Origin of the sequence: Citrobacter sp. RHBSTW-00887 (assembly GCF_013728095.1) — a bacterium.
Taxonomy (GTDB): Bacteria; Pseudomonadota; Gammaproteobacteria; order Enterobacterales; family Enterobacteriaceae; genus Citrobacter; species Citrobacter braakii.
Map to the genome: position 1 here is coordinate 3,094,287 of NZ_CP056267.1, position 16,970 is coordinate 3,111,256.

A 16,970-nucleotide genomic window follows, 5' to 3' on the forward strand; every position below is an offset into this window, starting at 1 on the left:
TATGACCTGGTTTATTGACCGGCGTCTTAACGGCAAAAACAAGAGCACGGTAAACCGCCAGCGCTTCTTACGCCGTTATAAATCGCAAATTAAACAGTCGATCTCCGAGGCCATTAACAAGCGTTCGGTGACTGATGTGGATAGCGGCGAATCTGTCTCTATTCCGACTGATGATATTAGCGAACCGATGTTCCATCAGGGGCGTGGCGGCTTGCGCCATCGCGTGCATCCGGGTAACGACCATTTTGTGCAGAACGACCGCATTGAACGCCCGCAGGGCGGCGGCGGTGGTTCAGGAAGCGGACAAGGCCAGGCCAGCCAGGATGGCGAGGGTCAGGATGAATTCGTCTTCCAGATCTCTAAAGATGAATATCTCGATCTGTTGTTCGAAGATTTAGCACTTCCTAACCTGAAGCAGAATCAGCAGCGTCAGTTAACGGAGTACAAAACGCACCGGGCAGGTTTCACCTCTAACGGCGTGCCTGCCAACATCAGCGTGGTGCGCTCCCTGCAAAACTCACTGGCGCGCCGCACAGCGATGACGGCAGGTAAGCGTCGCGAATTGCATGCGCTCGAAGCGGATCTGGAAACCATCGCAAAAAGTGAACCAGCGCAGTTGCTGGAAGAGGAACTGTTACGCAAAGAGATTGCCGAACTACGGGCAAAAATCGAACGCGTGCCGTTTATCGACACCTTTGATTTACGCTACAAGAATTATGAAAAACGGCCCGATCCTTCCAGCCAGGCAGTGATGTTCTGTCTGATGGACGTCTCCGGTTCAATGGATCAGTCGACCAAAGATATGGCCAAGCGTTTTTATATCTTGCTGTATCTGTTCTTGAGTCGGACCTACAAAAACGTGGAAGTGGTTTATATTCGCCACCATACCCAGGCGAAAGAGGTGGATGAGCACGAGTTCTTCTACTCTCAGGAAACCGGGGGAACCATTGTTTCCAGCGCGCTGAAGTTAATGGATGAAGTGGTAAAAGACCGTTACGACCCGGCCCAGTGGAACATCTATGCCGCACAGGCCTCGGACGGTGATAACTGGGCGGATGATTCCCCGTTGTGTCATGAGATTCTGGCGAAAAAACTGCTGCCGATGGTGCGATATTATAGCTATATCGAAATCACCCGCCGCGCGCACCAGACCTTGTGGCGTGAATACGAACATCTGCAATCAACGTTTGAAAACTTTGCGATGCAGCATATCCGCGACCAGGATGATATTTATCCGGTCTTTCGCGAACTGTTTCATAAGCAAAGTACAACCAGCAATAGCTAACCACATACATAAATCAGCCAGAGGTTATCTCCTCTGGTTGATTTTTATGACTTCGCGTTTCGACTACATGTTATGTCATTTAGCATTTTGTCTCAGGCTAGCCACTTCCACTTCGAGCGCGGAAATATTGCCAGAAGACAACAGCGGTTGCATTTTCACGAGCGACTCTTCCGGAAGTTGATACAAATTAAGGGCCAGTATTCGTTCAATATCCCCCACCGGCAGGCGATATTTTATTATTTTTGCCGGATTACCGCCGACTACCGCATACGGTGGCACATCTTTAGTCACCACCGCACCTGCTGCGACAACAGCGCCCTCCCCGAGCGTAACGCCTGGCATGATCATGGCGCGCATGCCTAACCAGCAACCATCATGCAACACCGTGTCACCCCGAAACTCGTAGGCATCTTTGATCGACGCCATAAAGGGATAAAGACTGATCCAGTCAAGCCGGTGCGTACTATTTCCCCCCATCAGAATAACGCTCTCAGCGCCAATGCAGACGAAATTCCCAATAATCAACTTATCCAAATGCCCAAGCGGTTCCCAGTCCCGGCTGATCTCATCACCGAGTAAATACCGCACCACCGAACGTTCGAATCCATGATCCCAGCAGTCACTGTAATAGCTATGCGTACCCTTAATAACTATATTAGGGTTGGTCACTGTCTGATGAAGGTACTCCATTCTCGACCAGTGTTTTTCTGACACTTCGCCATCCTTTTATCATTGTGTTTTAAAACACCCTACATCCTTTCCACCAGCGGATAGAAGTCTTTATTTTCTTTTTGCATACGCACATACACTTTGCGTAGAACATTGTTGGCATCACGTCTGAATGCCTCATCATTACCTTTTAATTTACTGGCAATATTCCAGCGCCGGGAAAAAACTTCATATTCGCTGACGATATCCGTCATTTCACGTTTAAATTTTGAGCTAACCTGTCTGAGCGTACTATTTCCATCCTGCTCAATATGTGGATAAAGGAACTGATCTTCAGCAGACAAATGTGTTTTTATAATGGCACTCATGCTAACGATCGCAGTTGCAATTTCCTGGGCATTGGATGATACGCCTGCATGGCTCAACGTACGTAGAAATGATATTTTTTCCAGAATTTCAACATGCTGATTTTTCATTTTATCAATATTCATCCGTTTATCCTTTTTATTTTCCCTTTACGGAGCAGCAGGCAATGTAGTTTAGCTGGTGACGTTGCGAACGGAAGAAGCGAAACATTTTCAGGAACCGGCGACGATTTTCGCGTGTGCGTAAGCCGTTAAACACAATTTTAACCGCCCCAGTCAGCCCTTCATCACGAATTAATCCTCGCGGCGACATCAGCGACATATCGCCATTCTGCTGCAAGACCTGTGCAAACCCACCGTTCAGAAATAAATCGCGCCAGCCTTGTCTGGTCATCGGGCTAACGTTTGATTTCACTACCTCTACAAGCTGGCCCTGCTCGCCCGCGCCCAGTTTTTGTGCGGTGAACATAATGTCGTGAGTTAACAGACGCCCGCCGGGCTTCAATACGCGATAATACTCGGCAATTAACTTCGCCTTCGCTTTATCGGCATACATTGTCAGCATGGCTTCGTTGATCACAACGTCGAAACTGTTATCCGCAAATGGAAGGGTGTTAGCGTTAGCTGCCATAACGTGAATGTGATTTTCCAGACCATTTGCCGTCACGTTATTTCTGGCGTTTGCCAGTGCGATTTTATCCATATCAATGGCGTATACCGTACAACCAAAACGTTGAACTAACTCTATCGCCGTCGTGGCCATGTTGCACGCCACTTCCAGCACCTGGCTGTCGGGCGTCAGCTGTGACTGGCTGAACAACCACTCTGTTGCTTCAACGCCCCCCGGACGCAGACGGGTTTTGCCCAGGCTGGCTAAGAACGTATGGCCCGCTTTAACAGTCGCGCTCATCTGCTTGTCTCCTTCCTTATAAGTTGCATTATAAATACAACAATAAGAATTAAAGGTGAAGCACGCGAATGATTTTTATTACAAAATGCCCTTCCCAGTAGCGTTAGAGCGGATGTATGCCGTGTGATAGACTGAAGTATCAGACTTACAGGGCTGTACATCATTATGCAATTGCATCATAAAGCGCTCAGGCTCTTTATCTCCGTCAGCGTAGTTGTTTTGACATTTTCTTTTTTGGTTTATGAGCTCATTGCCAGCGATAAAGCAATGAATGCGTACATGCGCTATATCAATGAGAAAGCCGACTCATCGTTTCTCTATGATAAGTATACTAATCAAAGTATTGCAGCCCATCTGATGCGCACATTTTCATCCCCCCAGGTACCCGCTTCTATCGAGCAACAAAAAGCACTTTGCAACGCTTTCGACAGCGTTAACGGCACTCATGGGCTCAACCTCACCCAGCATAACTACCTACCATTACACGGTACGTTGCAAACCCCCACCACAAAATGTAGCGAGAAACTTGAAGACATATTTCTACTGCCCTCTTTTGACCGGGCGGTAAACGTTAATCGTGAGCAGAAAGATTACGGTCATGGTTTAGGTATGCAGGAGTATAAATTTCGATATTACGTCGATCTCAAAAATAACTACGTCTATTTCTTTGATCTGGTCGACTCGCGGAAATTTGCGATACACAACTGGTCGTTTTTGCAAAAAGGAAACCTGGGTATCAACCAGAATGACATTGACGGTATTTTCACTGGCCGCACGGTAATCTCCCGTATTTATGAAGATAACCTGACCGAGAAAAAAGTGATGAGCTTTTTAACACCGGTCTACTATGCCGGTAAGTTAAAAGGCGTGGTGATGGTGGATATTAACAAAGAGAATTTAAAGAATATTTTCTATACCAGCGACCGCCCTCTCGTCTGGCGCTATCTTAACGTGACGCTTTCGGACATCAACTCAGGTAAAGAGATACTCGTTCACCAAAGTGAGAACAACCTGTTTAGCTATGTTCACTACCAGGAGGACATGCCCGGCGGTATACGCATCACCTTATCGCTTGATTTTATGTACTTTATTGTCTCCTCCTGGAAAGTATTCGCCTTTTATCTGCTGGCGACAATACTGTTGCTGAATATGGTCAGAACGCATTTTCGGCTGTATCACAACGTCACGCGTGAAAATATCAGTGACGCGATGACCGGGCTCTACAACCGCAAAATTTTAACGCCGACGCTCGAACAGCGTTTACAGCAGTTAGTAAACGCGGGCACCCTCGTGACCTTTATCGCCATTGATTGCGATAAACTAAAAGTCATTAATGATACGCTGGGGCATAAGGAAGGCGATCGCATTATCACCATTCTGGCTAGAGCTATTCAAACCTCGATTCGCAAAAACGACTATGCCATCCGCCTCGGTGGGGATGAGTTTTGCATTATCCTCATCGATTACCCCGCTGAATTAACGCCACGTCTGCTGGAGAGGATTCACTATAACTTACAAATTATTGCGCAAGATAGAGCAATCAGCTTCTCCGCAGGGATTTATAATATGCAGCCAAACGACACCATTGATGATGCCTACAAAGCATCCGATGCACAGCTCTACCTGAACAAACAGAAAAAACGCGCGGATGCGTAATCATTTTTCTGACAGGATTTTCATTGTTGTACCAGGAGTAAGTCATGACGGAAGTGAACAAAGGTAACGCAACGCATCAGCGTTTAATTTCGCTGTTGTCAGAACAAGGCGCGACGTATCGCGTGGTAAGCCATGAAGCGGTCGGCAAATGTGAAGCGGTTTCTGAAATTCGCGGTACCGCACTGGGCCAGGGAGCAAAAGCGCTGGTTTGTAAGGTCAAAGGCAACGGCGTTAATCAGCATGTCCTGGCGATTCTTTCTGCCGACCAGCAGGCCGACCTGGGCCTGTTAGCCAGTCATATCGGCGGGTTAAGAGCATCACTTGCCAGCCCGGCGGAAGTCGATGCACTGACTGGCTGCGTATTTGGCGCTATCCCACCGTTTAGCTTCCATCCAAAGCTTAAGCTGGTCGCCGATCCGCTATTGTTTGAGCGTTTTAATGAAATTGCGTTCAATGCCGGAGTGCTGGAAAAATCCGTGATCATGGATACCGCAGATTACCTACGTATCGCGCAACCGGAATTACTCCCGTTCCGCCGCGTACAATAGCCGCCCGAGTCAGGTGTAAAAACGTAGCATCGTGCATTAGCCCAAAAAAAATCATAATCATTAAAAAAAGCCTGTTCCGTCACGCGTTTACGCGTACAGTAAGCAGGCTTATTTTTTCTTTTGGCAAGGAAACTACGATGTTTGATGTCACTCTGCTGATCCTGCTCGGACTGGCAGCTCTGGGCTTTGTCAGCCACAACACCACTGTCGCTGTTTCAATTCTGGTGCTGATCATTGTTCGTGTTACCCCTCTGAATACTTTCTTTCCATGGATAGAAAAACAGGGCCTGACCGTCGGGATTATAATTCTAACCATTGGCGTCATGGCGCCGATCGCCAGCGGAACGCTCCCCCCCTCCACGCTCATCCACTCCTTTGTGAACTGGAAATCACTGGTCGCTATTGCCATCGGGGTATTCGTCTCCTGGCTTGGCGGGCGCGGTGTCACGCTCATGGGTAGCCAGCCTCAGCTTGTGGCCGGTTTACTGGTGGGTACAGTTCTGGGCGTGGCGCTATTTCGCGGTGTGCCGGTGGGACCGCTCATTGCGGCAGGTCTGGTGTCATTGATTGTTGGGAAGCAGTAGCCAGTCCAGCCAGATAACGGCCTGGCGTCTGTCCCAGGCCTTTTTTGAACATGGTGATAAATGCCGTGGTCGAATCGTAACCGAGCATTTGCGCAACCTGTTGCACGTTATGACCATCTATCAGCGCCTGCAACGCCAGAATCAATTGAAGCTGGTGACGCCAGCGGCGAAAACTCAACCCCGTTTCTTTAACGACCAGACGGGCAAGGTTCCGCTCACTCATCGCAAATACGCTGGCCCACTGTCCCAGCGTCTGCCACTGCGCGGGCTCCCCCGCCATCGTCGCGACCATTCTGCGGATTTTCGGGTGATCGGAAACCGGCAACTGCATTTGCTCCTGCGGCTGCTGCGGGAGTTCATCAAATAGCACTTGTGTCAGCCGCTGGGTAGACGGCTCCAGCCGTTGATCATCCGTTTTGGACGCCAGCGCCAGAATGAGCTCCCGACATAATGGGGCGATTTTCAGGGTGCAGCAGCGTTCAGGCATCACGACTGCCTGCGGCTCAATAAACAAAAAGCACAGTTGCGCTCCAACGGTAACGTGGTTGCTGTGTGGAATTTCACCGGGGATCCATACCGCATATTGTGGAGGCACCATCCACATGGCATTTTCAACCTCACAGGTGATCGCGCCATGCAAGGCCAGAATCAACTGCCCCTTACGGTGCTGATGCAGCGGACTGAAGAGTTCATCTTCCCGGGCCTGTATACAAAACGCCACCGCCGCATCGTGGTAAAGGTCGGGCTCATACCCATCCAGCCTCAGTCCTAACATAAAAATGTCCGTTTTTAGCGATAAACTGTCATTTTAGCTTGATTCATCCATTGAGTAAAAACGCTAAAGTATCGCCTCGCCTGACGATATGAGAAAAAAATGACAAATATGCCTTCCTCCCGCGGCAAAAACGCAGCCTGGCTGATCGCGGGGATCCTGATGATTGCCACCACGCTGCGCGTCACCTTTACCGGTGCCGCCCCGTTGCTGGATGCAATTCGCACCGACTACGGCCTGAGTACCGCCCAGACGGGACTTCTGACCACCCTGCCGCTGCTGGCCTTCGCACTGGTATCGCCTCTGGCCGCCGCCGTTGCACGCCGTTGGGGTATCGAACGCAGCCTGTTTGCCGCAATGCTACTGATTTGCGCTGGTATTGCGATACGTTCTCTGCCCACGCCAGGTTTCCTGTTTAGCGGCACCGCTATCATTGGTTGCGGAATCGCGCTGGGAAATGTGCTGTTACCTGGGCTGATTAAGCGTGATTTTGCTCAGCATGTGGCAAAACTCACTGGCGCATACTCGCTGACTATGGGCGCAGCGGCGGCACTGGGTTCAGCTATTGTGGTTCCGCTGGCGCTGAACGGGTTTGGCTGGCGCGGTGCGCTGATGGTACTGATGGTCTTTCCGCTGCTGGCGCTGATTATCTGGTTACCCCAATGTCGCCAGACGGCCAATGCCAGTTTGAGCAACTCGCGCGCTTTGCATTCCCGCGCGATCTGGCGCTCGAGCCTCGCCTGGCAGGTGACGCTGTTTCTCGGGATCAATTCACTTATCTACTACGTGATTATTGGCTGGCTACCCGCCATTTTAATCAGCCACGGCTACAGCGAAGCGCAGGCCGGTTCGTTGCATGGTTTACTGCAACTGGCAACCGCCGCGCCGGGGTTATTGATCCCTCTCGTCCTGAACAGATTTAAGGATCAGCGCGCCATCGCCGCACTGGTTTCGTTAATGTGCGCCTTCGGCGCAGCGGGATTCGCGGTAATGCCCGGGCAGGCTTTGCTGTGGACCTTACTGTTTGGCTTTGGCTCAGGCGCCACGATGATCCTTGGTTTGACCTTTATTGGCCTGCGCGCAAGCTCAGCGCATCAGGCCGCGGCCCTGTCCGGCATGGCACAGTCCGTCGGGTATTTACTGGCTGCCTGTGGGCCACCGCTGATGGGTAAGATTCACGACCTCAATGGTAGCTGGCTGATTCCATTAGCTGGGGTCGCCGTGTTAGCGATACTGATGGCAGTGTTTGGTCTGTGCGCAGGGCGTAATCGGGAGATCGCAAGCGCATAATGCAGCGGGCAGGTTTGAGTATAACCTGCCCGTTTTTTTATCCTCGTGCAGCGCGCAGCATTGCCTGAACTAACGGCACGGGTTTTCCCGCCAGCGCTCCACGTTCATGCTGAAAGAGTGTGCCGACAAAAAAAGGATGCGTCACCAGCTCAATGGCACGGATATCACCCGCCTCATCCCAGCCAGTCACACGAAGATCACCGCTCTCAAGCTCGGCGGCAAAATCTTCCGATACGCCATAGTTACAGTGATACCCCTCGGAGATAACACCCCGTCCGTAGGCTTTGGCAATCAGCGTATTGGCCCTCAGTTCAATATCATCCGTTTTTTCTACCAGCGAGCAGGTCAACGGTGCGATGACCATCCGCCCCGTGGTATCCGTTTCCACATGGGCAGCATCACTCCAGCCCAGCACGTTGCGGGCATACTCCAGAATCGCATGTTGAAAACCGCCACAGGTCCCGAGGAATGGGATGCTGTTTTCACGCGCATAGCGGATCGCGATCAGTGCGCCTTCCAGGTGCCGATATGGACTGCCAGGAACGACCCAAATAGCATCATAGCCAATCAGATCTTCACTGCTGCTAATATCAGAGGTGGTTAGCCAGTCATAATCAGCCACTAATTCCAGGACGGCAGCGGCATCATCGATGGCAAGAGGAATGGCCTGATGCGCCACAATATCAGGGCTGTAATCACCCACCAGCGCAATGCGAAGCGTATCTTTAAACGGGGAAATTTCCATTAAGCTTTCCTTATGTCCAGACAATGAGGGACAATATAAGGAGCCTCAGCCTACCGATTTTTTGTTGGTATCACAATCCCTTAAATTGGGAGTCAGGACGGGCAGAATGTTACAATTGTCACGTTTTACGATCTTATTTAACCGTAATAAAGGTGTCGAAATATATCAAAGCAGTGGATTAATGGAGCGGATGAAAAGATGAAAATTCAATGTAAACGCGTGTATGACCCAGCAGAAAAAAATGATGGTTATCGCGTACTGGTCGACAGGCTGTGGCCTCGCGGGGTAAAAAAGACCGACCTTATTTTTAACGAATGGAATAAAGCGCTTACGCCGTCATCTGATTTACGCAAGGCGTTCCACGCAGAATTGATTGATTTCACACACTTTTCCGAGCAATATCGCGCTGAACTCGCCCAACAGCAGCAGGAAGGAAAGCGTCTCGCAGAGATTGCCCGACAGCAAACCTTAACGCTACTATATGCGGCGAAAAACACCCAGCAAAACCACGCGCTGGTGCTGGCTGAATGGATACGTCAATGCTAACCGGATTTCATTTGCCCGTTGTCGGATGATCTCTGCGCCAGAGCACCCATTCATCAATCACTTCCCCGCCCGGTAATTTGCAGTCCGACCTTACGCCTTGCGTGGTCTGCACCGCAATCAGCGAGCCGCCCTTTTGTTCACAATATACCGATGCCGGATTCGCCAGACCAATCTTCGGCGGTTTGGGGGCTTCGGGCTGAGTGGTACATCCCGCTAACACCAACAAGCCGGGCAAAATAATAGACGCCAGTTTCATATCGACTCCTGTTAAAAACCTTATCCCGGCAGGTTACCCCGACTTTCCATCTATCTCCATGTTTTACTGTCAGCTTTCAATTTAATGTTTAAGTTTTGAGCGGGATGGCGTGTTTCATCTTTCATCTTGATGTTCTATCATGCGGGCCACGTCAGCCCAGTCATTACTCAGGAGCATTTACACCTCATGTCGGACATGATCCTTGCCAGAGTCTCACAATCCTTAGCCACGGAGCAGTCAGTTGAGAGCCTGGTTCGGCAACTTCTGGAGATGCTGGAAGTGGTGACTGAGATGGAATCCACCTATTTAACCAAGGTCGATTTAGATGCCCGCCTGCAGCATATTTTGTATGCGCGCAATAGCAAGCAGATGCAGATCCCTGAAGGGCTGTCCGTACCCTGGGATGAGACGCTATGCAAACGCGCCATAGACGAAAACTGTCTGTACAGCGACAACGTTCCCGCTCGCTGGCCGGAGTGTACCGCCGCCCGCGCGCTGGAGATAACCACTTTCCTGAGCACGCCGGTTCATCTTCCCGACGGAACGTTTTACGGTACGCTCTGCGCCACCAGTCGCCATCAGCACGCATTAAGCCAACGTGGCGAACAGGTGTTACATCTGTTTGCGGGCCTGATCGCCCAGTCAATTCAAAAAGAGTCGCTGGTTGCTCAGTTACGCGAAGCGAATGCCGCGCTGATTGCGCACTCTTACACCGATGCCCTGACCGGATTACCGAATCGGCGCGCCATTTTTGAAAATGTTGAGACTCTTTTTTCCCTTGCCCGACATCTCAGGCAGAAGATTATTTTTGCCTATATTGATTTGGATGATTTCAAATTGATCAATGACCGCTTTGGCCACGAGGTTGGCGACCAGTTTCTGATCCAGATTGGTCAGCGTCTGCTTCGCGAATGCGGTGACAATGATATCCTTGGCCGACTGGGTGGTGACGAATTTTTAGTCGTGAGCCTGTCACCGGAAGATGACAGGGATCCGCGAGACCGCCTGCTGCAGGTGAAAAATCAGCTACAACAGCAAATTTGCGGTGACTACCACCTGGGTGACATTCATCTATTTTATCCTGGCGCCAGTCTGGGCGTGGTGGAAATTAATCCGTTGGAGACTGATGTAAACTGCGCGCTTCACCTCGCAGACAGCGCAATGTACAAGGATAAAAAGCGTCAGGATAAAACCACTTTTGTCGTACATTAAGCCCTGCTATGCTAACCCGTCTTTAAATAACTCTGGCAGATAATCGTATGCGACTCGGTATTATTTTCCCCGTCATCATTTTCATTTCCGCTGTCGTTTTCTTATCCTGGTTTTTTATTGGCGGCTACGCTGCGCCGGGAGCATAACGATGAAAAAAACAACGCTTATTATGATTGGCGTGGCTATCATCGTCGTTCTGGGAACAGAATTCGGCTGGTGGTGACCTAAGAAAAAGGCCACATATTAGTGGCCTCTATTGTCTGTATGTTTACTTAGCTTTTGATTTTTCTGTAGATAAACAACACCACAATCGCACCGATCACCGCCACGGCGAAACTGCCGAAGTTGAAACCATCGACTTTACCAAAACCAAAGAAGGTGCTGATCCAGCCACCCACTACCGCACCGACAACCCCTAAGATAATGGTCATAAAGAATCCGCCGCCATCTTTACCCGGCATAATCCATTTTGCCAAAATCCCAGCAATAAGACCGAAAACCACCCATGAAATAATGCCCATAATTTCCCTCACTTATGTTTTTAAATTAACGATTCACTCGTCGTATAAAAGCATAGCATAGCGCTGAAAAATTAAAATTTGTGATCGCTATCACTTCTGTTTTTCATCTTTTTCCGATGTTTCATAAGGTTACACCGCTGACTAGCAGACCAATTTTGTCGCACCTCGTCATTAATGTCGAATCGTCAGTCATTCTGCTTAACGCTTAGGCCGTCAGCCCCTGCTATTGCTGGGTTTTCACTTCTGGCACACTTTATGCTTAAACAGCCCGTCACTACGACACATCGTAGTCCGCGATGCGTATCGCGTGACTGCGTCTACAATTCGCGCTATTTCAGCATTTAACAGGTCTGTTATTGATGAAAAAAATCACCAGTGTATGCCCATACTGTGGGGCCGGGTGCAAGCTCAAGCTTGTTGTTGAGAATAACAAAATCATCCGCGCTGAGGCCGCAGAGGGTGTAACGAACCAAAATCAGTTATGCCTGAAAGGCTATTATGGTTGGGACTTTCTTAACGACACTCGCCTTCTGACTCCCCGTCTGACCCGCCCGATGATCCGTTATGAAAAAGGTGGAAAATTCACTCCCGTTAGCTGGGATGAAGCCATTCGTTACACCGCAAAACGCTTAACTGAAATCAAAAATACCTATGGCCCTCGTGCCATCATGACCACCGGATCTTCCCGTGGAACAGGGAATGAGACCAACTACGTGATGCAAAAATTCGCACGTGGCGTGCTCCATACCAACAATGTCGATTGCTGTGCCCGCGTCTGTCACGGCCCTTCCGTGGCCGGGTTACAGGAAACGTTAGGCAATGGCGCCATGAGCAATTCCATCAGCGACATTGAAAACTCAAAATGCCTGCTGATCTTTGGTTATAACTGTGCCGATTCACACCCAATTGTGGCCCGCCGGGTAATTAAAGCTCGCCAGAACGGCGCAAAAATCATTGTTTGCGACCCACGCCGTATTGAAACTGCCCGTATCGCTGACCAACATTTGCAGTTGAAAAACGGTTGCAATATGGCGCTGGTCAACGCGTTTGGCCATGTTCTCATCGAGGAGCAACTCTACGATCGCGAGTATGTACAAAAGCATGCGGAAGGACTGGAAACATACTGGGAAACCGTTAAGGAGTATGCGCCTGAAGACGTTGAACATTTAACCGGTGTTCCTGCACAGCAGGTTCGTCAGGCGATGCGTACATTTGCTGCGGCGCCATCGGCCACCGTGATGTGGGGGATGGGCGTCACCCAGTTTGGTCAGGCCGTTGACGTGGTTCGTGGTTTGTCGAGCCTGGCCTTGCTGACCGGAAATCTGGGACGCCCTAACGTCGGTGTTGGCCCGGTGCGCGGGCAAAATAACGTGCAGGGCGCGTGCGATATGGGGGTGCTACCTAACCAGTTTCCAGGGTATCAGGACGTAACCGATTTCGCCGTCAGGGAGAAATTTGCCACCGCATGGGGCATTGACGTTAATCAGATGGACGACAAGGTTGGGACCCGCATCACCGAAGTTCCGCATCTGGCTATCGAAGGCAAAATCAAAGCCTACTACATCATGGGAGAAGATCCGCTGCAAACCGAGGCCGATTTGGGTCTGGTCCGCGAAGGATTTAACGCGCTCGATTTTATCGTCGTGCAGGATATCTTCATGACCAAGACGGCGGAAATGGCCGATGTCCTCCTGCCTGCCACCTCATGGGGCGAACACGGTGGCGTCTTTACCTGCGCCGATCGCGGTTTCCAGCGTTTTGAGAAAGCGATTGAACCCACTGGTGATGTAAAGCGTGACTGGGAGATTATCAGCCTGCTGGCCAGCGAAATGGGCTATCCAATGCAGTATCAAAATAACCAGCAAATCTGGGATGAGATGCGCGAGCTGTGTCCACTGTTCTACGGCGTGACCTATGAGAAAATGGGTGAGATGGGTCATGTTCAGTGGCCATGTCCGGATCTCGATAGTCCTGGTACACCCTACCTTTACGCGCACAGCCAGTTTGATACCGCCAATGGCAAAGGCAAACTGTTTGCCGCACCGTGGCGAGCGCCAGCAGAAGTTCCTGATGAACAATATCCGCTGGTTCTGTGTACCGTGCGTGAGGTTGGGCACTACTCCTGCCGTTCGATGACCGGTAACTGCGCAGCGTTGCAAGCACTGGCAGACGAGCCTGGGTATGTGCAAATCAATACCCATGATGCTGAAAAATTGGGTATTCGTCATCGCGATCTGGTATGGGTCAGCTCGCGCCGCGGTAAGGTCATCAGCCGTGCGGATGTCTCCGAGCGCATCAATGCCGGAACGGTCTATATGACCTATCAATGGTGGATTGGCGCGTGTAACGAGTTAACCCAGGACAATCTCGATCCTATTTCGAAAACGCCGGAAACCAAATATTGCGCCGTAAATATTGAACACATTACCGATCAGGGTTGGGCAGAAAAATATGCCGCACAAACGTATAGCGATATGAAGTCACGTCTATGTGAGGCTATTGCGTAAGTCACCGCCATCATCGCCTGAGTCTGGCTTTCCAGACTCAGGCCTTATCTCATGACTTCGCCAACTGTGGTTCACTGAAGCGGATGGATGCAGCTTCCTCCTGCTTATCCCGCCGCATAAAGCCAAGGTTCATCAGAAACAATCCCGCCATAAACGGTAGTTCGTACAGTTCTTCAATCAGATCGCCATACTGAGCATTGTGCAGAAAGATGGGAGCCAGCAGACGATGATGCTCTACAGTATCGGAGATCAAAAATGCACAGGTGGTGATCGCTAACAGCCACAGAGGTAGCGGTTCATTGCGAAAGCGACGGGCAATATCCTGGCGTAAGCGCTTCGAAATCAGCACTGGCAGAATAATCATGGCAATCAATCCCACTGAGATAGCCCGGAACAGGAGTTTAGGATGCTCAGGAAAATAATCGCGGCCCCAACTTGTGCTTCGGCCCAGTAATACCAGCCACCACGCTGCCGCCCAAAGCCAAAATTGCTTCTCGCCTTCGGGACGTGATAAGGGCCTGATGTAGCTGAGTGTAAATATGGCACCAAACAGCAGCCATAGCGCCTGGCCATTTTCAATCCAGCTGACGACAGTACCGTTGAGTAGCGGGAGATGCCAGTTCGCGGCGAACGGGATCGCCACGATGGCTAATCCGAGAATGATTGTGGGTAATGTAAGTCGGGTATTGAGTTTCATAAGCGCGATGTTCTGTTTTATATCTGTTTCGCGATCATAACCCCTGTGAATGATCAACTATTAGCAATCAATGCGAATCTCTTAAGGTATTCTTAAGGAATCCTTTCAGGATATTTCCCTGTTTCGCCCAGAAAAAAAACGCACTGCGCCGTCAAAGCGCAGTGCAGTTTTTAGATTAAAAACTAATATACTCAATCAGTAGCAGTGAATAATGCCTACCACCCGCAGACTTCGTGCTCATTTTCGGTATCGTACGAACGCACGGTATTGACCAGATCTTTGACCACTTCAGCTGCCACATCCGGCACCAGTAATGTCATTGGCGCCTCTGTTTCATAATCAACAGAAACACCGTTGCTGTTATTGGTCACGGTTACGGTATAGGTTGCTTTACCCATGATTTACTCCTTGCCGGTGCGCACGACTTTTCGTTGATTTGCACTCTCCATCAGAACTTCCGGGGCGACGAAAAAATCGATATTAAAGTAAGTGTCGTCGGTCATCACTTCGATGTTATGCCATTGTTCCGGTGGAAAAACGCCAAACTGACCGGCTTCAATAATCATCACCTCTACTGGCTCCGGACTGTGTTCGTCTGCGTATCCGAGATATTTGACCGCCCCCTGCATAACCGAAAGTCGAGGATAAACCCCGGCTCGGGTCCCTTTATCAAGGTGGCGTTCGAAAATTCCGGCAGGCGCCGTTTCTTTGTTCCAGAATGGCGTAGAGCGTGTATGGATATGATTCTGTGGAATTTGAAGCATTTTTCTTCCCTTTTCCAGTCGACAACCAGCGAGTCATATTGAACCGCTGCTGTACACAGGGTACGCCTCAAAATATACATTTAAAATACCATTTATTGGTTATAACCCTACGATTATAAATGAAAAGCAGAGCGCAATATTAAAGGCCCGCCGCACTCAGCGGGCCGATGGCATCACGATTGAAGCGTGGCCAGACGGGCGGCAAAACCAACGAAAATCAGGCCGATAAGGGAATTCCCCACTTTAGCCAGTTTCTTCTTCGTACGGATATATTGCGTCACAAACGCGCCGGAGAAAATAAGGAAGCTCAAATAGAAAAAGCTCACTATCTCAAGCGTAATAGCCAGAATAAAGAATGACAGCCCTGAATGCGGCGCATTGACATCAATAAACTGCACGAAAAACGACACATAAAACAGAATAGCTTTGGGATTGGTCAGGCTCAGGATTAATGCGCGCTTAAAAATAGCGCCAAACGGGACTTCCTCAGGCGCGGCGTCGCTTGCTTTCGATTTCAGTGTTGCATACAGGATCTTCGCGCCAAGATACAGTAAATAGAAAGCGCCAAGATAACGAACGATATTGAACAAAACGGGCGTTGTTTTAATCAATGCGGCAACACCGGCATAGGCCAAAAACATCAACACGGCATCACCAATAAACACACCGCTGGCGGCGAGATACCCCCCCTTTACTCCCCTACCGACGCTGTTTTTCAGCACAAATATCGTATTTGGCCCCGGTACCAGCACGATAAAAATAGCCCCCACCAGATACGTCCAGTAATTCAGAACTCCATACTCTGCGAACACGTTAACCTCTTCCTGAAAAAACACATGCACTTGCTGCGATACAATATGCTAACGAATGCGACAGGTGATGGAAAGAGCAGGTTATTAATTAAAAAAACCCGCCACTGGTGGCGGGTGTGTACAGATAAGGTTAGCCCAGATTAATGGTGCAGCATCTCATCCACTACTTCTTCGCCCTTCAGCTGATAAGGGTAGTAGGTAGGCCAGTTTTCCATCTCCTCAAGCAAGGCAGCCTGCGAGGTATTTCCCATAAAGATATGGAAGTGGCTCGATTTACGCGGCGCGATAATATGATCGCTGAATTGCACGTATTTAGGCGCTTTGCTGTCAGCGGCTTTACACTCAAACAGATACCGTACACCTTTCTTGCCTGATTTATAGTGCAAGATTTTATACCCGGCATAATCGTATTTGCACGATGCGACCTGATTACCGGTGTGAAATTCCATCACGCCATCTTCGATGCCGATGGTGTCTACATTGGTTGCATAGCCTGTACGGTAATAAGCTTTAATTTGTTCTGCCGTTTTGCTTTTATCTTTCTCCGCTTTCTTTTTGAAAACCGGATCAAGTTCGCCACTGACCAGATACGGATAGACAGATTGCCACATGCCATCCCAGTCGGACAGCGCCCGGTTCTGCACCTGGTTATCATCAAATACCCCTTCCGACGCCTTTTGTTCTGCTTCACTCATCGGCGCACCATGGGAATGATGACCATGCGCCAAAACCTGCCCACTGACTAAAAGCATCCCCAGAGCGATTGTCAGTTTGTTAAAACGAATAGCCAAAATTTCACCCTCAAATCGTTTGCGAGTGAATTGTTATAAT

At 49.8% G+C, this 16,970-nt stretch carries 21 protein-coding genes and 1 pseudogene; 10 read left to right on the forward strand and 12 right to left on the reverse strand.

Going from position 1 to position 16,970, the window contains the following annotated elements; translation table 11 throughout:
- Position 1 precedes the first annotated feature (1 nt).
- On the forward strand, positions 2-1,285 hold the full coding sequence (locus HV314_RS14775) for a YeaH/YhbH family protein (RefSeq protein WP_181545978.1): 1,284 nt from the start codon (positions 2-4) through the stop codon (positions 1,283-1,285).
- A 75-nt stretch (positions 1,286-1,360) separates the two neighbouring features.
- On the opposite strand, the gene HV314_RS14780 is transcribed toward HV314_RS14775, so the two are convergent.
- From HV314_RS14780 to HV314_RS14790, 3 genes are read right to left on the reverse strand one after another with little or no spacing between them, the layout of a single operon-like run.
- Positions 1,361-1,999: a CatB-related O-acetyltransferase gene (locus tag HV314_RS14780; protein WP_181545980.1), complete on the reverse strand. Its 639-nt coding sequence runs from the start codon at positions 1,997-1,999 to the stop codon at positions 1,361-1,363.
- Positions 2,000-2,034: 35 nt separating this feature from the next.
- Positions 2,035-2,445, reverse strand: coding sequence for a hemerythrin domain-containing protein (locus HV314_RS14785; protein WP_019076609.1), 411 nt, complete (start codon positions 2,443-2,445; stop codon positions 2,035-2,037).
- 13 nt (positions 2,446-2,458) lie between these two features.
- Positions 2,459-3,229, reverse strand: coding sequence for a class I SAM-dependent methyltransferase (locus HV314_RS14790; RefSeq protein ID WP_181545982.1), 771 nt, complete (start codon positions 3,227-3,229; stop codon positions 2,459-2,461).
- A gap of 165 nt (positions 3,230-3,394) precedes the next feature.
- On the opposite strand from HV314_RS14790, the gene dgcJ reads away from it, so the two are divergent.
- The 3 genes from dgcJ to HV314_RS14805 all read left to right on the forward strand — a co-directional run bounded on the left by dgcJ (position 3,395) and on the right by HV314_RS14805 (position 6,017).
- Positions 3,395-4,885 (forward strand): diguanylate cyclase DgcJ, encoded by a 1,491-nt coding sequence (dgcJ, locus tag HV314_RS14795; RefSeq protein WP_181545984.1) that lies wholly within the window; start codon positions 3,395-3,397, stop codon positions 4,883-4,885.
- Positions 4,886-4,929: 44 nt separating this feature from the next.
- Positions 4,930-5,433 carry a YbaK/prolyl-tRNA synthetase associated domain-containing protein gene (locus HV314_RS14800; RefSeq protein WP_181545986.1) on the forward strand — a complete coding sequence of 168 codons (504 nt, stop codon included), beginning with the start codon at positions 4,930-4,932 and terminating at the stop codon, positions 5,431-5,433.
- 137 nt (positions 5,434-5,570) lie between these two features.
- Positions 5,571-6,017, forward strand: a complete 447-nt coding sequence (locus HV314_RS14805; RefSeq protein ID WP_016152803.1) for a DUF441 domain-containing protein — start codon at positions 5,571-5,573, stop codon at positions 6,015-6,017.
- Here HV314_RS14805 and HV314_RS14810 read toward each other — a convergent pair.
- A pseudogene (locus HV314_RS14810) lies at positions 5,994-6,792 on the reverse strand (AraC family transcriptional regulator). The gene HV314_RS14805 and the pseudogene HV314_RS14810 sit on opposite strands and share 24 nt — an antisense overlap.
- A gap of 99 nt (positions 6,793-6,891) precedes the next feature.
- On the opposite strand from HV314_RS14810, the gene HV314_RS14815 reads away from it, so the two are divergent.
- Complete coding sequence (locus HV314_RS14815; protein WP_181545988.1) at positions 6,892-8,079, forward strand: CynX/NimT family MFS transporter; 1,188 nt, start codon at positions 6,892-6,894, stop codon at positions 8,077-8,079.
- Positions 8,080-8,116: 37 nt separating this feature from the next.
- Here HV314_RS14815 and HV314_RS14820 read toward each other — a convergent pair whose 3' ends face one another.
- Positions 8,117-8,824, reverse strand: coding sequence for a CTP synthase C-terminal region-related (seleno)protein (locus HV314_RS14820; protein WP_181545990.1), 708 nt, complete (start codon positions 8,822-8,824; stop codon positions 8,117-8,119).
- A gap of 198 nt (positions 8,825-9,022) precedes the next feature.
- On the opposite strand from HV314_RS14820, the gene HV314_RS14825 reads away from it, so the two are divergent.
- Positions 9,023-9,370, forward strand: a complete 348-nt coding sequence (locus HV314_RS14825; protein ID WP_019076603.1) for a DUF488 domain-containing protein — start codon at positions 9,023-9,025, stop codon at positions 9,368-9,370.
- Positions 9,371-9,377: 7 nt separating this feature from the next.
- Here the strand turns inward: HV314_RS14825 and HV314_RS14830 are convergent, their stop codons facing one another.
- The gene (locus HV314_RS14830; RefSeq protein WP_094761889.1) at positions 9,378-9,626 is read right to left on the reverse strand and encodes a putative hemolysin; all 249 of its coding nucleotides are present in this window, start codon (positions 9,624-9,626) and stop codon (positions 9,378-9,380) included.
- A 186-nt stretch (positions 9,627-9,812) separates the two neighbouring features.
- Between HV314_RS14830 and HV314_RS14835 the strand changes: the two genes are divergently transcribed.
- The 3 genes from HV314_RS14835 to yoaJ are packed head-to-tail and all read left to right on the forward strand — an operon-like array spanning position 9,813 to position 11,061.
- Positions 9,813-10,838: a sensor domain-containing diguanylate cyclase gene (locus HV314_RS14835; RefSeq protein WP_181545992.1), complete on the forward strand. Its 1,026-nt coding sequence runs from the start codon at positions 9,813-9,815 to the stop codon at positions 10,836-10,838.
- Between the two features lie 47 nt (positions 10,839-10,885).
- Positions 10,886-10,984: a YoaK family small membrane protein gene (locus tag HV314_RS14840; protein ID WP_032941789.1), complete on the forward strand. Its 99-nt coding sequence runs from the start codon at positions 10,886-10,888 to the stop codon at positions 10,982-10,984.
- A gap of 2 nt (positions 10,985-10,986) precedes the next feature.
- Positions 10,987-11,061 (forward strand): protein YoaJ, encoded by a 75-nt coding sequence (gene yoaJ, locus HV314_RS14845; protein ID WP_101700011.1) that lies wholly within the window; start codon positions 10,987-10,989, stop codon positions 11,059-11,061.
- A gap of 49 nt (positions 11,062-11,110) precedes the next feature.
- Here the strand turns inward: yoaJ and HV314_RS14850 are convergent, their stop codons facing one another.
- Positions 11,111-11,359 carry a GlsB/YeaQ/YmgE family stress response membrane protein gene (locus tag HV314_RS14850; protein ID WP_016152796.1) on the reverse strand — a complete coding sequence of 83 codons (249 nt, stop codon included), beginning with the start codon at positions 11,357-11,359 and terminating at the stop codon, positions 11,111-11,113.
- Positions 11,360-11,718: 359 nt separating this feature from the next.
- Here HV314_RS14850 and fdhF point away from each other — a divergent pair, with 359 nt between their 5' ends.
- Positions 11,719-13,866, forward strand: a complete 2,148-nt coding sequence (gene fdhF / locus HV314_RS14855) for a formate dehydrogenase subunit alpha (protein WP_019076601.1) — start codon at positions 11,719-11,721, stop codon at positions 13,864-13,866.
- Between the two features lie 49 nt (positions 13,867-13,915).
- Here the strand turns inward: fdhF and HV314_RS14860 are convergent, their stop codons facing one another.
- From HV314_RS14860 to zinT, 5 genes are all read right to left on the reverse strand, one after another.
- A complete protein-coding gene (locus HV314_RS14860; protein WP_115190671.1) occupies positions 13,916-14,563 on the reverse strand; it encodes a hypothetical protein in 648 nt (215 codons plus the stop codon).
- Positions 14,564-14,778: 215 nt separating this feature from the next.
- Entirely contained in the window at positions 14,779-14,961 is a 183-nt protein-coding gene (locus tag HV314_RS14865) for a DUF1869 domain-containing protein (protein WP_003832433.1), read from the reverse strand.
- Positions 14,962-14,964: 3 nt separating this feature from the next.
- Positions 14,965-15,327: a DUF1971 domain-containing protein YeaR gene (gene yeaR / locus HV314_RS14870; RefSeq protein ID WP_181545994.1), complete on the reverse strand. Its 363-nt coding sequence runs from the start codon at positions 15,325-15,327 to the stop codon at positions 14,965-14,967.
- A 173-nt stretch (positions 15,328-15,500) separates the two neighbouring features.
- On the reverse strand, positions 15,501-16,139 hold the full coding sequence (gene leuE, locus HV314_RS14875; RefSeq protein ID WP_016152793.1) for a leucine efflux protein LeuE: 639 nt from the start codon (positions 16,137-16,139) through the stop codon (positions 15,501-15,503).
- 140 nt (positions 16,140-16,279) lie between these two features.
- Positions 16,280-16,891: a metal-binding protein ZinT gene (gene zinT, locus HV314_RS14880; RefSeq protein WP_230330239.1), complete on the reverse strand. Its 612-nt coding sequence runs from the start codon at positions 16,889-16,891 to the stop codon at positions 16,280-16,282.
- Between the last annotated feature and the right edge of the window lie 79 nt (positions 16,892-16,970).

Excerpts from the sequence above, each read along its gene's own strand:
- HV314_RS14775 (WP_181545978.1), top strand. The coding sequence starts at position 2 with ATGACCTGGTTTATTGACCGGCGTCTTAACGGCAAAAACAAGAGCACG.
- HV314_RS14785 (WP_019076609.1), bottom strand. The coding sequence starts at position 2,445 with ATGAATATTGATAAAATGAAAAATCAGCATGTTGAAATTCTGGAAAAA.
- HV314_RS14790 (WP_181545982.1), bottom strand. The coding sequence starts at position 3,229 with ATGAGCGCGACTGTTAAAGCGGGCCATACGTTCTTAGCCAGCCTGGGC.
- dgcJ (WP_181545984.1), top strand. The coding sequence starts at position 3,395 with ATGCAATTGCATCATAAAGCGCTCAGGCTCTTTATCTCCGTCAGCGTA.
- HV314_RS14800 (WP_181545986.1), top strand. The coding sequence starts at position 4,930 with ATGACGGAAGTGAACAAAGGTAACGCAACGCATCAGCGTTTAATTTCG.
- HV314_RS14805 (WP_016152803.1), top strand. The coding sequence starts at position 5,571 with ATGTTTGATGTCACTCTGCTGATCCTGCTCGGACTGGCAGCTCTGGGC.
- HV314_RS14815 (WP_181545988.1), top strand. The coding sequence starts at position 6,892 with ATGACAAATATGCCTTCCTCCCGCGGCAAAAACGCAGCCTGGCTGATC.
- HV314_RS14820 (WP_181545990.1), bottom strand. The coding sequence starts at position 8,824 with ATGGAAATTTCCCCGTTTAAAGATACGCTTCGCATTGCGCTGGTGGGT.
- HV314_RS14825 (WP_019076603.1), top strand. The coding sequence starts at position 9,023 with ATGAAAATTCAATGTAAACGCGTGTATGACCCAGCAGAAAAAAATGAT.
- HV314_RS14830 (WP_094761889.1), bottom strand. The coding sequence starts at position 9,626 with ATGAAACTGGCGTCTATTATTTTGCCCGGCTTGTTGGTGTTAGCGGGA.
- HV314_RS14835 (WP_181545992.1), top strand. The coding sequence starts at position 9,813 with ATGTCGGACATGATCCTTGCCAGAGTCTCACAATCCTTAGCCACGGAG.
- HV314_RS14840 (WP_032941789.1), top strand. The coding sequence starts at position 10,886 with ATGCGACTCGGTATTATTTTCCCCGTCATCATTTTCATTTCCGCTGTC.
- HV314_RS14850 (WP_016152796.1), bottom strand. The coding sequence starts at position 11,359 with ATGGGCATTATTTCATGGGTGGTTTTCGGTCTTATTGCTGGGATTTTG.
- fdhF (WP_019076601.1), top strand. The coding sequence starts at position 11,719 with ATGAAAAAAATCACCAGTGTATGCCCATACTGTGGGGCCGGGTGCAAG.
- HV314_RS14860 (WP_115190671.1), bottom strand. The coding sequence starts at position 14,563 with ATGAAACTCAATACCCGACTTACATTACCCACAATCATTCTCGGATTA.
- HV314_RS14865 (WP_003832433.1), bottom strand. The coding sequence starts at position 14,961 with ATGGGTAAAGCAACCTATACCGTAACCGTGACCAATAACAGCAACGGT.
- yeaR (WP_181545994.1), bottom strand. The coding sequence starts at position 15,327 with ATGCTTCAAATTCCACAGAATCATATCCATACACGCTCTACGCCATTC.
- zinT (WP_230330239.1), bottom strand. The coding sequence starts at position 16,891 with ATGCTTTTAGTCAGTGGGCAGGTTTTGGCGCATGGTCATCATTCCCAT.